This window comes from Mesorhizobium sp. M1C.F.Ca.ET.210.01.1.1 (assembly GCF_004791585.1).
Classification (GTDB): Bacteria; Pseudomonadota; Alphaproteobacteria; order Rhizobiales; family Rhizobiaceae; genus Mesorhizobium.
Window position 1 is genome coordinate 1 of record NZ_SRUU01000010.1, and the last position, 13,717, is coordinate 13,717.

Here is a 13,717-nt window from a genome sequence, read left to right on the forward strand (position 1 = left end):
AGATCCCAGGCTCATCCACGGTTGTAACCGAAGGGGTTTCGGGCGACTTCGCCAAGCCTCGAATCGGATGGCCGTCCGGTTCGAGGCTCAGTCGCTCTTCTCGCACAAATCTCTGTTCGTGCAGATACAAGGGGTGTTCCAGCGGAGTGAGACGCTGGTGTTCCCTAGAACACCCCTCATCCGTCTCGGCGCTGCGCGCCGATCCACCTTCTCCCACAAGGGGAGAAGGGGGAGCAAAGCCATGACCGCCATCACCGCCGCCCCCGCCCGCGCCCGGACACGCCTCGGCGTCAGCCGCCGGCAATGGGTGGGTCTGCTCTATGTCCTGCCGGCGGTGGCCCTCGTCACCGTCTTCTTCGTCATTCCGCTCGGCATGACGGCGCGGATGTCGCTGCACAACTGGCCGCTGATGGGCGAGCACACCTTCATCGGGCTCGACAACTACTTTGCCATCCTGCGCGACACCCGCTTCTGGAACGCGCTCAAATTCACCGCCTATTACACGGTGATCGTCACCATCGCGATCTTCGCCGTCGCCTTTCCGCTGGCGATCTTCATTGAGCGGCCGCGCCCGCTGACCAATCTCTACCGCACCGCCTTCTTCATGCCGGCGGTGGTCGGCTTTGCTTCCGCGAGCCTGCTCTGGTCATGGCTCTTGAATGTCGATTCCGGCCTGTTCAGCCCGGCCGCCTTCGACCTCGGCCTGACCGAGAAGAAGGTCAATCTGCTCGCCACCTTCCAGCCGGCCTTCTGGTCGATCATCGCCATGGTGGTGTGGAAGGTCGCCGGCTTCACCATGATCATCCTGATGACCGGCCTGCAGTCGATCCCGCAGGACCTGCAGGAGGCCGCCGTCATCGATGGCGCCGGCCCGTTCGCAAGGTTCAGGGCAATCACCCTGCCGCTGATGCGCCGCACGCTGGCGCTAGCGCTGATCCTGTCGGTCGCGGGCTCGATCCTCGCCTTCGACCAGTTCTACATCATCCTGCGCGGCGGCCCGCGCAACCAAACGCTGACGGCCGTCTACTGGATCTTCAACCAGTCCTTCGTGTCCTTCAAGCTGGGCTACGGCGCGGCACTTTCCATGGTGCTCCTGGTCATCCTGGTGGCGCTCAGCCTCATCCAGCTCTGGCTGCTGCGCAAGCCGGAAGGGCTCGACTGATGGCCGAGGCGATGTCGCAGAACCGCAAGGCCGCCTTCAATCTGGCCAGGCATTCCACCGGCATGATCGCCTCGGTGCTGTTCCTGGCGCCGATCGTCTGGACGGTGCTTTCGACCTTCAAGCCGGCGCAGGAGGCGCGCCAGCCGCCGCTGCCGCCCTGGCCGACCACCGGCTTCTCGATCGAGAACTACCAGACGCTGAACACATTCGGCGACGGGCTCTGGGCCTCGGCGCAGAACAGCATCTATGTCTCGGCGATGACCGTGATCCTGTCGGTGCTGGTCAGCGTGCTTGCCGGCTACGGCTTCTCGCGCTTCCGCTTTCCGTTCCGGGATTTCTTCTTCGTCCTCATCCTGTCGACGATCATGATCCCCTTCCAGTCGATCCTGACGCCGATCTTCCTGGTGCTGACAAGGCTCGGCCTCCACAACACGCTGACGGGGCTCGTCTGCGTCTACGTCACGCTGCAGCTGCCTTTCTCGATCTTCATGATGCGCAACGCCTTCGACGCCGTGCCGCGCGAGATCGAGGAGGCCGCGCGCATGGACGGTGCCAACAACGTCACCATGCTGGTCAAGGTGATGCTGCCGCTGGTCTGGCCGGGCGTCGTCACCATCGCGCTGTTCGCCTTCCTCGGCGCCTGGAACGAGTTCCTGGCCGCGCTCGTGCTGATGACTGACCAGTCGAAATTCACCCTGCCGGTGATGATGACCGCGCTCCAGTCCGGCCGCTTCGGCGCCATCGACTGGGGCGCCGTGCAGGCGGGCGTGACGGTGATGATGGTGCCCTGCCTGATCCTCTTCCTGGCACTGCAGCGCTTCTACATCCGCGGCCTCATGGCCGGAGCCGTCAAATGATTTCCCGCATTCGAATGGAGTGACCTCATGACCGCATCGCAGCCCGCCGCCTCGGCCAAGGCGAAGACATCCGCGAAGCTCGCCTTCCGGCCCTTGCCAGTGCCGCAGGTCGATGTCCGCGGCTTCTGGGGCGACCGTGTCGACGCCGTTGCCGCCAGGACCGCCGGCATCCTCTACGACCGCTGCGTCGAGGCGCGCATGCTGGAGCAGATCGATCCGGACCGGCCGTCGCCCGGCGTCGTCATCCCGTTCCACTCGCCGTCGCCCGACGAGGCGGACGCCCAGGGCGCCGAGTTCACCGGCTCGACGGTGACGACGCAGATGTTCTGGGATTCCGACTGGGGCAAGACCATCGAGACCGCCGCCTATTCGCTCTACCGCCGCCGCAATCCGGAGCTGGAAAGGAAGATCGACGCGGTCATCGACATGTACGGCAAGCTGCAGCAGCCTGACGGCTACCTTTCGAGCTGGTACCAGCGCATCCAGCCCGGCCTGCGCTGGACGAACCTGCGCGACTGCCACGAGCTCTATTGCGCCGGGCATCTCATCGAGGGCGCCGTCGCCTACTTTCAGGCGACGGGAAAACGCAAGCTGCTCGACATCATGTGCCGCTACGCCGACCACATCGCCTCGATGTTCGGTCCCGAGCCCGGCAAAAGGAAAGGCTATTGCGGCCATGAGGAGATCGAGCTGGCGCTGGTCAAGCTCGCTCGGGCGACAGGCGAGAAGAAGTACATGGATCTGGCGAAGTATTTCATCGACCAGCGCGGCCAGCAGCCGCATTATTTCGATGAGGAGGCGCGCGCCCGCGGCGCCGACCCGAAGGCCTATCACTTCAAGACCTACGAGTATAACCAGTCGCACAAGCCGGTGCGCGAGCAGGACAAGGTTGTCGGCCACGCGGTGAGGGCGATGTATCTCTTCTCCGGCATGGCCGATATCGCCACCGAATATGGCGACGACAGCCTGCGCTCAGCGCTCGACCGGCTGTGGGACGATCTGACGACCAAAAGCCTCTACGTCACCGGCGGCATCGGCCCGTCGGCGCACAACGAAGGCTTCACCAGCGACTACGACCTGCCCAACGAGACCGCTTATGCCGAAACCTGCGCTTCCGTCGGCCTGGTGTTCTGGGCAAGCCGCATGCTCGGCATGGGGCCGAACGCGCGCTACGCCGACATGATGGAGCGATCCCTCTACAACGGCTCAATCTCGGGCCTGTCGCTCGACGGCTCGCTGTTCTTCTACGAGAATCCGCTGGAGAGCCGGGGCGGGCATCATCGCTGGAAGTGGCACCGCTGCCCGTGCTGCCCGCCCAATATCGGCCGCATGGTGGCGTCGATCGGCAGCTATTTCTATGGCCTCGCCGACGATGCGCTGGCCGTGCATCTTTATGGCGACTCGACCGCTCGCTTCGAGATCGCCGGCCGTCAGGTGACCCTCGTCCAGACCAGCAACTACCCTTGGGACGGCGCCGTCGCGATCGGTATCGAGGCCGAGGTGCCTGTTGAATTCACGCTTTACCTGCGCGTGCCGGCCTGGTGCCGCAGGGCGGCACTCAAGGTGAACGGCAAGATGGTCGATCTCGACACGGTGACGAGCGACGGCTACGCCGCGATCCGGCGCGAATGGCGCCAGGGCGACCGGGTCGAGCTCGATCTCGAAATGTCGATGGCCCGCGTCTTCGCCAATCCGCAGGTTCGCCAGGACATCGGCCGCGTGGCGCTGGCGCGCGGCCCGCTGATCTACTGCGTCGAGGAAACCGACAATGGCGCTGGGCTGCACCGCATCGCCTTGCCGCGCACGGCCAGGCTCGAGGCGCATCCCGAGCCGAACCTGCTCGGCGGCATCGTCACCCTCTCGGCCATCGGCGAGCGGGCAGAAGCGGAAAATTGGGGCAGCGATCTCTACCGTTCCGAGCCGCCGGCCACGCAGGAGACGAACCTCAAGGCGGTCCCGTATTTCGCATGGGACAATCGTGACCCCGGCGAGATGCTGGTGTGGTTGCGGGAAGGCTGAACGCCGAGGCTGCATCGCGTCGTGCGCGATGCAGCCAGCAGCGGCAAGTCCTGATCAAATGCGGCCGCGCAGGCCTAACGAATATCGGCAACCATCGGTGAGAGGAGCGCTGCTGCGGCTGTTGCTCCGATATGTGCATCGAAGTTCATGCTGACTTCTGTCACCAGCTTGCGGCGAAGGGCAGTGACGTAATCGCGCGGGCCCTTCGGCGACATCACGAACGCCCGGGAACCGCCGATCACGGACCGGGCAAAGTAGGATGCCAGCGGTTGCTTGGGGTCCTCGTCCGCCGGAATTGCGATCGCGTTGATCGTGTATCCTTTGGCGATGGCGTTCAGCCTGCTCGGCTGAACGGGGAGCCCGTCGTTGTTCTCGCCATTCGAAGAGATGTCGATCACCTTCTTCATCGCATTTCCCGGGAACCGGTCGAGCAGAAGACTTCCGACATCGATGGCCGCCGAAACCGATGTTCCGCCGCGGCCTCGACGGAAATAGCCGGTGTCGCCGTTCTTCCTGATCACCGACGCTGCTGCTTCGGCGTCTTCCAGGCCGCAGACACGCGTCCACGGCAGCACCGTGCGTGAGTAGCCGGGACTGGACCATTCGAAGTAGGTCACGCCGATGCAACCGAGGTAATTCTGGGAGATGGCCCTGATTATCTCGGGCGAGGTGAGCGCAGCCGCATGGCCCTCGCGCTGGAGGTCGGCGATCTTGGGGTCGATCGAGGAGGAGAAGTCCACGGCGAAGACGACCGCGACGTCGACATTCAGCATCGCGACATCGACGTCGGCGGTATGCGCGGCCGGCGCCCAAAACGCTGCTGCGGCGAGCGCCGCCAGTCTCAGCAAGTCATCAAGCCGGGAGCCCAATCGACCATGAAGACATTCGACCATGCCAACCTCCGTCTCGATGAAATGCCGGCTTCGGCTGGCAGGCGAGCGCTAGGGCGATACCGGCAAGGGTCATGGAACGCCTCCCCGTGAACTGGGTTGGCGCGTGTCCGCCAGCCGCCGGTGCGCCGCAAAGGCACGGCCTACCGTGTCGGAAGCGTTCGCCGCACCCCCCGGCCGCAAACTTGCTACAGGTTCAGCGGTCACTAATTCAGAGAAGTCTAATCGATATATCGTTACGGCAGCGCTTGGGTGCGCGGCTTCAGAGTTTCCGCACCGTTAGTTTTGAGTTAGAATTTCGTCACGAGGGAAGCTCCAAGCAAATGCGAAACGCGGATAGCGTCGCTGCCTGTAGAATCTCACTCTTCGGCGGTTTCCGGATAGAAGAGGAAGCTGGCGGTTCTGTCTGGCTGACCGGAAAGCGCGGTCCTGCAATCCTAGCCTACCTGGCCCGCTGCCCGGGTATGACGTCGCCGCGCGAAAGGCTGGCTGACCTTCTATGGGGCGACAGCGATGGCGAACACTCGCGCAACAGTCTGAGGCAAACGCTCAGCGTCCTACGCCGGGATCTGTCGCGAGCGGGAGCGGATATCATCCACTCACGCAAGGACCTGATCGGCCTCAGGGCGGACGCGGTGCGGGTCGACGTAGAGGACTTCGAAGCGGGCCTGTCGGCCCGTTCCGCTTCGGAACTTGAAACCGCTCTGGCGCTTTATACCGGGCCTTTTCTCGATGGCTTTTACGTGGGGAGCAATGCTTTCGATGATTGGGCGGCATCGGAACGCGAAAGGCTGCTCAGCCGCGCGCTCGGGTCGATGGAGAAACTCGCACGTCTCGTGGATGCCGAAGGCGGACTGGCCGTGGCCGATCGAATTCTGGCCATGGAGCCGACGCGAGAGGAGTCTTATCGGTTGAAGATGGAACTTCTCGTTGCCTGCGGCCAGCGGGACAAAGCGTTACGAACGTTCGAGAGTTGCAGGAGCGTCTTGAAGAAGGAGTTCGGTGTCGACGTCAGTTCCGAGACGCGGGCGCTTTGGCAATCCCTGCTTTCTGCTGCCGAATTCCCATCAACTCTGCAGTCCGCAAATGGTGTTCCTGCCGGTCAGCGCCAGGGGCGTCCATCCATCAGCGTCGCCGACATCGTCAATCTGACGGGAGAGCGCGGCGACGACTTTTTCGCCAAGGGGCTCGTCCATGACATTACGACGGCTCTTTCCGAGGTGGCCGACTACGTCGTCCTCTCGGCGCTCGCGCCCGTCGAGAAAAATGGCGAGGACCCCCGGAGCATGGGAGGCCTGCGGGCGCGTTATACGCTCAACGGCAGCATCCAGAGATCCGGGGACCAACTCAGGGTGAATATCCAGCTCGTCGACGCCCGCTGGCGGTCACAATGTCTGGGCCCAGAAATTCGACGGCTATCCGGAGAACGCGCTTGAGTTCCAGGACAGGATTGCGCGGTCGGTTGTGCTGGCAGTGAGCCTTGAGCTTCAACTGACCAACTGGAAAGTTCGCGACAAGAGCCCGCCGGGCGCTCCCGAGGTGCGCAGATTGGTGAATGAAGCTCTGATGAAGTACTTCGAGATGACCAGGGACTCGCTGTTGGTATCGAAGGAGCTTGCCGAGAAGGCTCTTTCGATTGCACCCGAAAATGCTCGGGCAAAACGGACGCTCTCCATCGCGGTGAGCATGGGGATTGCATTCGGTTCGTTGCCTGGAACGCGGGAGCATGTCGAGGGCGCGATTCAGCTTGCCGAAGACGCGGTGAGGGCAGTGCCGGACGATGAGATTGCCCGCTGCATCCTGTCATTTGCCTATTTGTGTGATGGCCGGCCTGACGAGGCGATTGTCGAATGCCGTCACGCAGTCAGCCTCAACCCGAGCTATCCGAGCGGCCACGGCGATCTTGGCGAGCTCTACGGCCTTTGCGGCCAGGTGAGCGAGGCGGTGCGCGAGGCCAATGAAGCGATCCGGCTCGGCGCGCACGACGTCATCGACTTCTGGCGCCACCACGGCTTGGCTGTCGCGCTGTTTGCCGGCGCCGACGATCGCAGGGCGCTCGAAGTCGCTCGCAGGGTGGTGAGGACAAAGCCGGGCTTCGTCCGCGGCGCGCTCTATTGGGCGGCGACCGCTTCAGCAACCGGAAACCGCGAAGAAGCCTCTCGCGCCATCCATCATTGCCTGTCGCAGCTTCCCCATCTCAATATGGGCAATGTCTGCCCCGGCCTTCTGCCGCGCTACGTGAAGGACGACCATCACGCGCGCTTCCTTGAGATGCTGTCGAGAGCCGGCCTACCGAATTCCTAGCCCCGTGATGCCGCGGGGCCAGCACGCCGCTCATCCTCAAGCGCAGCCCGCACAAGCGCGTTTGCCGCCCACACCGACAGGTCCTCGCCCTCCGCCCCGCTGAGGCCGCAGACGTCGCGCTGGACGATCAGCGCCTCCCAGCCGATCACCATGGCCAGCGCCCGCACGAGCTGGCTCCAGCGCTCCGGGTCCAGCCGGTCCCGGAAGGGCGACAACGCCTGCTCGATCCATTCGATCCGGCGATAGCCGCGACGCGGCACGCCTTCCTCGGTCGGCGCGCCATTCGTGTCGACGGTCAGCCGGATCAGCGAACGCCCGAGCCGCTCGACCTCGGGGCTGACATGATGCAGCGCGCGGACCAGATGCTCCACGCGCGCCTCGCCGTCGTCGCTCGCCTGCTCGATGGCGCGATCGACCGACGCCTGGCTGAGCGCACCGACGGTTGCATCGAGCAGCAGCTGATCGAAGCTCGGAAAGTAGAGATAGACGGTTCGTCGCGAGACGTCGGCCGCCGCGGCCACGTCGTTGACGGTCGGTGTCTTGCCGCTGGCGAGCAGCGCGATCGCCGCATCGACGATTGCCTTTCGCGTGCGACGCTTCTGTGCAGTGCGGAGGCGTGGATTGACATTCATGCAAGCTATGTATACCGAAGTGCACTAATTGCACAAGAGTGCAATTTAACGCCATTCGGGTTTAGGAGGATTTCCATGACAGTTTCGAGCCATGCCGCCGATGCGGCCTGTTTCTTGGGGCCGGGCGAGGGAGACGCAATCTGGTTTTTGAGGAACCGTATGACGGTCAAGGCTACCGCCGAAAACACGGGTGGCGGTTTCGGCCTGCTGGAATCTCTCATCGCGCCGGGCTTTTCGCCGCCCCTGCACGTCCATCATCGCGAGGACGAGTCCTTCTATGTGCTGGAGGGAGAATTGACGATGAAATGCGGCGATCGCACCTTTCGGGCTACCGCGGGCTCGTTCGTATTCCTGCCGAGAAACGTTCCCCACACTTTCGTGGTCGAGGGGGACAAGCCTGCGCGCATGCTGACGTTGCTGACGCCGGGCGGCGGCGAGGGCGTTTTCATCGACGGCGGACGACCGGCGGAGGCGGAAGGGCTGCCGCCCGCGAGCCCGCCGGACATCGAAGGGTTGACGCGTGTGAGCGTGCGCTATGAGGCCGAAATCGTCGGGCCGCCGATGGCGCCGACGGGCCAGCTTCCCGCAACCGCTGCTATCGCCAGGGCTTAGCCCTCGCTACAAATGCACGTAAGCCGTGAGCGGCAGATGATCGGAGGCGACCCGCGACAGCGGCGTGTCATGCGCCTCCACGGCTGAGACCATGCCGTGCCGGTTGCCCATGATCCGGTCGAGCGCGAGCACCGGCAGACCTGACGGAAAGGTGGGCACCGCGGGCGGCGTGTGGCCGAAGGTCGAGTGCAGCGTATTGAGCGCCGAGCGGTTGCCGAGGCGCCATTCGTTGAGGTCGCCGAGCAAGAGCGTCGGCCTTTCATCGGCGCTGCTCATGATATCGAGCACCACACGGGCCTGTTCCGAGCGCGAGCGGCGCAACAGCCCGAGATGCGCCGCGATCACGCGCAGCGCCCGGTGCTCGTCGAGATCGATCTCGGCGACCAGCGCCCCGCGCGGCTCCAGGCCCGGCAGCTTGATCTGGTGGACGTCGCGCACGGTGCCGCGCTTGAACAGAAGCACGTTGCCGCGCCAGCCATGGGCCTTGCCGTTTCCGGCGACCGGCACCGGCACCAGCCCGGTTTCCATTTCGAGGCGGTTGAGGTCGAGCAGGCCGGCGCGGTCGCCGAAGCGGTTGTCCGCCTCCTGCAGTGCGATCACGTCAGGGCTGATTTCACGGATGACGCGCGCGGTCCGCTCGGGGTCGAACTTCCTATCGACGCCTATGCATTTGTGGACATTGTAAGAGGCGACCACCATCTCGGCGCCTTCAATCCGCTTGCGCGGCGTCGAGATCGCCTTGCGTGCTTTTCTGCCGCGGATCGACAGGAGCACGGTCTCCGGAAGGCTGCGTCCGTTTCTGTCCATATGCCTGCTGCTCGTGTTCGTCGTCTATAGATAGGGCGATCCCAGCCACAGCAATCGGTCGAAGACACGAATGACAAACGGCCGGGCCTTCAGCGTCTGCAGCGTTACCGGTTGGGCGGAAGCGATCGCGGCGCCGATGCGGGCGTCGATGTCGGCGGCGAAGGTTGCATCCAGGATCTCCATGTCGATCTCGAAGTTCAGCCGCAGCGACCGGGCGTCGAGGTTTGATGAGCCGACATAGGCCCATACGCCGTCGACGGCCATCAGCTTGGAATGGTCGAACGGGCCTTCGTGGCGCCAGACGCGGCAATAATTCTTCAGCACCTGGTCGAACTGCGCCGTCATCGCGTGGTCGACAAGGAAAAGGTTGTTCACCGCCGGCACCACGATGTCGATTTCGACACCGCGCCGGCCGGCCGTTGTCAGCGCGCTGATAAACTCGCGGTCCGGCAAAAAATAGGGCGACATGATGCGGATCGATTTGCGGGCGACCGAAAAGGCTCCCATCAGCAGCTTCAAGTTGGTCTCGTTCGAGGCATCCGGCCCTGTCGCCACGGCCCTGACCAGCATCGGCTGTCCAGGCGGCGGCACGGCGCGCTCGACTTGCCAGATGTCATCCTTCAGCGCCTCGTTGCCGGCGAAGCGCCAGTCCTCGGCGGCGACCGAGAACAGGTCGGCCACCACCGGCCCGGTCACCTCGAAATGCGTGTCCCTGGAGCTGTCGGCGCCGGCGAATTCGGCGGAAAATCCCTTGCGGATGTTCATGCCGCCCGTGAACGCCACCGCGCCGTCGACGACCAGTATCTTCCTGTGGGTCCTGAGATTGGCATAGGGAAGTCTCAAGCCCATGACGATTTTGCCGTTGAAGAGGTCGACGGCGACGTTGGCTTCCTTGAGCTGATGCAGGATGCTGGGCACGGAATAGCGCACGCCGACGGCGTCGATCAGCACGCGGACGGTGGCGCCGCGTTTGACCGCGCCGGAGAGCGAGTGGACGAACATCTGTCCGACGACGTCATTGTCGAAAATATAGGTCTCGAGAAGCACGCTTTTCTGCGCGCCGTCGATCGCCCGGCACATCGCCGCATAGGCCTCGTCGCCGGTCTTGAGCACGGCGATCGTGTTTCCCGATGTCAGCGGTCGCCGCGCCACCCTGTCGCCGAGCGTCTTCAGCCCGATGAAGCGCTGGCCGTATTGGGTGTCGATCAACGCCTCCATGGCGACGTCGCGCCTTGCCTCGGCGGCCTCGCTGGCCGCGGGCCGCATGGCGCTGATCGTCGCGCGGCGGATGCGGTTGATGCCGGCGATGGCGTAGATGATCGCGCCGAGGAAGGGCGACAAGATCATCACGCCGACCCAGCCGGTGGCGGCGCGCACGTCCTCCTTCGTCATGATGGCATGGACGATGCCGACGGCAGCCATCGCCAGGGAGAGGGCGAGGATAAGCGTAGACCAGTGACTCGCAATTGCCTGCAACATCGGCCCGACTATTGTGCGAGCCGCCGCGGAAGGCAATGCGCCAGGTCAGCGCGATCCGGGAGAGAGTCGTGGCGGTTTTCGTCCGGAACAAGGGTTGGAACAACTCACAGGCATTGCTGGTATCATGATGCACCCTCCCTCAATCGCAAACGCCGACGCCACGCAATTATGTCATTCTCCAACGACCCAGAGCGACCGTCCCGCATGAGCGATTCCGGACACGAGTCGAAGGCGAGGGTCATCTTTGAGCCGGTCAGCCTCAGCCACTTCAAGAAGCAGGATCCGCTGCTCGGTCTCGTTTGCGTTCGGCGTGATCCAGCAGCGACGATCCTCGCAGCAAAGCCCGGCTTCCGGATGTTCCTGGAGGTACTCAATCGCATATTCGGCGTCGACATTTCTCGGTTCCGCGTCCACGGACATTTGCTCTTCTCCTCCTTCGTCTGCGATCGGCCAGGAAGCGAACCCAAGCCCTACTGCCCGGGCTTGTGGGAAAGCCGATCCAGCGCATCTCGAAGCGCAGTGGCGGCACCGCCACGCTCGTCGGCGGACATCAGCTCCGGTTCAAGTTCCAGCCTGAAGTGCGGCAGCTCGGTTCGAACGGCGCGACAGGCACCCGCTAGATTGGCCTTCAGATCGATGACGCGGTAAGTGGCGACGGGATAGGCGATCCCCTTGACCTGGACGTGCCCCATCTCCTCACAATGGATCGTGTCCTTCACTTGCGCAAACGTCTCGTAGGAAATGAGGATGGCTCCCGGTGCCGCCTCCTGCTCCAGGCGCGAGGCGAGATTCACGGCGCCGCCGATTATCGTGTAGTCCATCCGGTCCTCGCTGCCGAAGTTGCCGACGGTGCAGTAGTCGGTATGGATGCCGATGCGACAGCGCAGCGGCGTTTCGATCCCCATGTCCCGCCAGACTTCGGTGAGCTCGCCGATCCGCTTTTGCATGGCAAGCGCCATCTGTACGCAAGCCAGCGCGTCCTCCTTGATGCCGCGCGTCTCAGGGTCGCCGAAAAACATCAGGATCGCGTCGCCGACGTACTTGTCGATCGTGGCGCCATGATCCGACGCGATTTTCGACATTTCCGTCAGGTAGTGATTGAGGAGCTGGGTGAGATCCTCGGACTCCATCTTGTCGGTGGTCTCGGTAAAGCCGGCGATGTCGGAGAAGCATATGGTCAGCTTCTTGCGCTCGCTGGCGATTCTAACGTCTTGGCGGCCGGTGAATATCGAGCTGTACACTTGCGGCGCCAGATATTTGGCCAGCTTGCTGGAAAGCGCCTCTAGGGCTGAGGACTTCTCGGCGAGGTTCTCCTCCCTTCGCTTCAGCTCGGTGATGTCCGAATAGACGGCGACCGTGCCGCCGGCGCTGATCCGCCGCTCGCTTATCATGATCCATCGTCCATCGCCCCGCCGCTGCAACCATGGTTCGCCAGGGTTGCTGTGCCGCCACAGGCGCTCGGCAACCCACTGATCGACCCGCCCCTCGGCATCCCTGATGTAGCCGCGCTCGGCGGATCGGCGAATGATCTCCTCGAATGATGTGCCAGGGGTTAGCTCGGCCTCCAGACCGGCGTATAGCAGTTCGCGATAGCGGCTGTTGCTAAGGACAAGCCGGTCCTCTCCGTCATAGAGAGCGAAACCTTCGGAAATGCTTTCGATGGCATCGACCAGCCGCTGACGCGCTTCTGCAACGTCGCGCAAGTTCTTTTCCTCGACCTCGACAGCGGTATCCCGGAAGAGGCTTAGCGCCTCGGCCATGCGCCCGATTTCGTCGCTGCCCGCGGCCGGCAGCGGCGCACGAAGATTGCCGCCTGCGATCGCGAGCATCCCCTGGCTCACCGCTCCCAGACGCGCGAGAAGGCTGCGGTCGACATAGAGCCAGACGACCAGAACCGAGCTCAACAGGCTGAGAAATGCGGAGCCAAGGACAACCCCGGTGCCGTAGCGCTGGACGAGCGCGGCTTCGCGACCGGAGGCGGCGATCTCGCGGTCCGCTGCTGCGACGAGACGGTCGACGGCCGCGGTGAGACTGCGCGACAGCCGATTGTTTTCGGCCAGAAGCTTTTCGCCCTGCGCAAGGACCGCAAGCTCCTCCTCCCGTGCCTTCGGGATGCTGTTCTCACCGTCGGCCAGTGCTTTGAACTCGTCCACCCGCTGCCGGAAACGGGTCTGCAGCTTTTGGTCGATCTCCGAGGAAGCCGTTTCCAGAGCGGTAAGCGAGCGGCGCAGCGGAAACAGGATCAACGCCAGGTCGCCCGTTGTTGGCGCGGTCGCGGCCTTCACCAGCGCGTCGTTGACCGCCGAGATCTCCAGCAGCGCCTTCTGCTGGGGGATGTAAGCGGCAATCGCCTGGACCATGTCGGCCATCGCCGCTGCGCGTCGATCGGGCGACAGCGACGTGTCGGTCGCGACCGCCCGCCATTGCGGGAGCCTGGAATCCATCACCAGGATGGCGGTGGCCAGAAGACGGTGGCTTCCGGTCGTCGTCGCGGTGAGATGGTTCAGGAGCTCCTCCTTGCGGGCGACCACATCGAGCCGGGCGATAACCAGAGAGTCGAGCTCCTTCAGGTTGCGCCTCAGAACAATCGCGGCTTCCTCGATCTCAGCCAAAGGCACTGTGCCCAGTGTGGCATCCCTGAGGTCCGTGCGCAGGTCCTCGAGGCGGGACATCTCGAGCGCGACGGCAGCCGAGACCTCGCCGTGCTGAGCCCTGCTTGTCGCCACCAGCACCGATGGCGCGGCAGCAGCGACCCGTTCGGCCTGGCGCGACAGTTGGAGGGAGGCCAGCGCCGATGGCACCCGATCCGTGGTAATTCGGTCGACGACGTCGCCGACTTGGAGGAAGGCATAAAGCGCCGCAGCAGTTGCCAGCACCGCAAGGGCGCTGATCCCGAAAAAGGCGAACAGCAGCCGGCCGCGTATGCCGAGGCGTTCAAGCATCGCGGTGAGTCGG

The 13,717-nt window shown here is 63.9% G+C and carries 12 protein-coding genes; 6 read left to right on the forward strand and 6 right to left on the reverse strand.

The window, feature by feature from the left end; genetic code table 11:
* Positions 1-241: 241 nt before the first annotated feature.
* The 3 genes from EN853_RS13195 to EN853_RS13205 are packed head-to-tail and all read left to right on the forward strand — an operon-like array spanning position 242 to position 4,038.
* Positions 242-1,162 carry a sugar ABC transporter permease gene (locus tag EN853_RS13195; RefSeq protein WP_127860395.1) on the forward strand — a complete coding sequence of 307 codons (921 nt, stop codon included), beginning with the start codon at positions 242-244 and terminating at the stop codon, positions 1,160-1,162.
* The gene (locus EN853_RS13200; RefSeq protein WP_127860208.1) at positions 1,162-2,019 is read left to right on the forward strand and encodes a carbohydrate ABC transporter permease; all 858 of its coding nucleotides are present in this window, start codon (positions 1,162-1,164) and stop codon (positions 2,017-2,019) included. Before EN853_RS13195 ends, EN853_RS13200 begins: the two co-directional genes overlap by 1 nt.
* 27 nt (positions 2,020-2,046) lie before the next feature.
* Positions 2,047-4,038, forward strand: coding sequence for a glycoside hydrolase family 127 protein (locus tag EN853_RS13205; protein ID WP_127860209.1), 1,992 nt, complete (start codon positions 2,047-2,049; stop codon positions 4,036-4,038).
* 74 nt (positions 4,039-4,112) lie between these two features.
* Here EN853_RS13205 and EN853_RS13210 read toward each other — a convergent pair whose 3' ends face one another.
* Entirely contained in the window at positions 4,113-4,811 is a 699-nt protein-coding gene (locus EN853_RS13210) for a DUF1194 domain-containing protein (protein ID WP_245516967.1), read from the reverse strand.
* Between the two features lie 440 nt (positions 4,812-5,251).
* On the opposite strand from EN853_RS13210, the gene EN853_RS34540 reads away from it, so the two are divergent.
* Together EN853_RS34540 and EN853_RS34545 are read left to right on the forward strand one after the other, a co-directional pair.
* Positions 5,252-6,364 (forward strand): BTAD domain-containing putative transcriptional regulator, encoded by a 1,113-nt coding sequence (locus EN853_RS34540; RefSeq protein ID WP_245516955.1) that lies wholly within the window; start codon positions 5,252-5,254, stop codon positions 6,362-6,364.
* 130 nt (positions 6,365-6,494) lie between these two features.
* Positions 6,495-7,232: a tetratricopeptide repeat protein gene (locus EN853_RS34545; protein WP_245516957.1), complete on the forward strand. Its 738-nt coding sequence runs from the start codon at positions 6,495-6,497 to the stop codon at positions 7,230-7,232.
* On the opposite strand, the gene EN853_RS13220 is transcribed toward EN853_RS34545, so the two are convergent.
* Positions 7,229-7,864: a TetR/AcrR family transcriptional regulator gene (locus tag EN853_RS13220; RefSeq protein ID WP_127860211.1), complete on the reverse strand. Its 636-nt coding sequence runs from the start codon at positions 7,862-7,864 to the stop codon at positions 7,229-7,231. The genes EN853_RS34545 and EN853_RS13220 overlap by 4 nt on opposite strands.
* Before the next feature lie 75 nt (positions 7,865-7,939).
* Here EN853_RS13220 and EN853_RS13225 point away from each other — a divergent pair, with 75 nt between their 5' ends.
* On the forward strand, positions 7,940-8,476 hold the full coding sequence (locus EN853_RS13225; RefSeq protein WP_127860212.1) for a quercetin 2,3-dioxygenase: 537 nt from the start codon (positions 7,940-7,942) through the stop codon (positions 8,474-8,476).
* 6 nt (positions 8,477-8,482) lie between these two features.
* Here EN853_RS13225 and EN853_RS13230 read toward each other — a convergent pair whose 3' ends face one another.
* The 4 genes from EN853_RS13230 to EN853_RS13245 form a co-directional block, all read right to left on the reverse strand.
* The gene (locus EN853_RS13230; protein ID WP_127860213.1) at positions 8,483-9,283 is read right to left on the reverse strand and encodes an endonuclease/exonuclease/phosphatase family protein; all 801 of its coding nucleotides are present in this window, start codon (positions 9,281-9,283) and stop codon (positions 8,483-8,485) included.
* A gap of 24 nt (positions 9,284-9,307) precedes the next feature.
* Positions 9,308-10,762, reverse strand: a complete 1,455-nt coding sequence (locus EN853_RS13235; RefSeq protein ID WP_127860214.1) for a phospholipase D-like domain-containing protein — start codon at positions 10,760-10,762, stop codon at positions 9,308-9,310.
* Positions 10,763-10,933: 171 nt separating this feature from the next.
* Positions 10,934-11,182, reverse strand: a complete 249-nt coding sequence (locus EN853_RS13240; protein WP_127860215.1) for a hypothetical protein — start codon at positions 11,180-11,182, stop codon at positions 10,934-10,936.
* A gap of 50 nt (positions 11,183-11,232) precedes the next feature.
* Complete coding sequence (locus EN853_RS13245; RefSeq protein WP_127860216.1) at positions 11,233-13,704, reverse strand: adenylate/guanylate cyclase domain-containing protein; 2,472 nt, start codon at positions 13,702-13,704, stop codon at positions 11,233-11,235.
* Between the last annotated feature and the right edge of the window lie 13 nt (positions 13,705-13,717).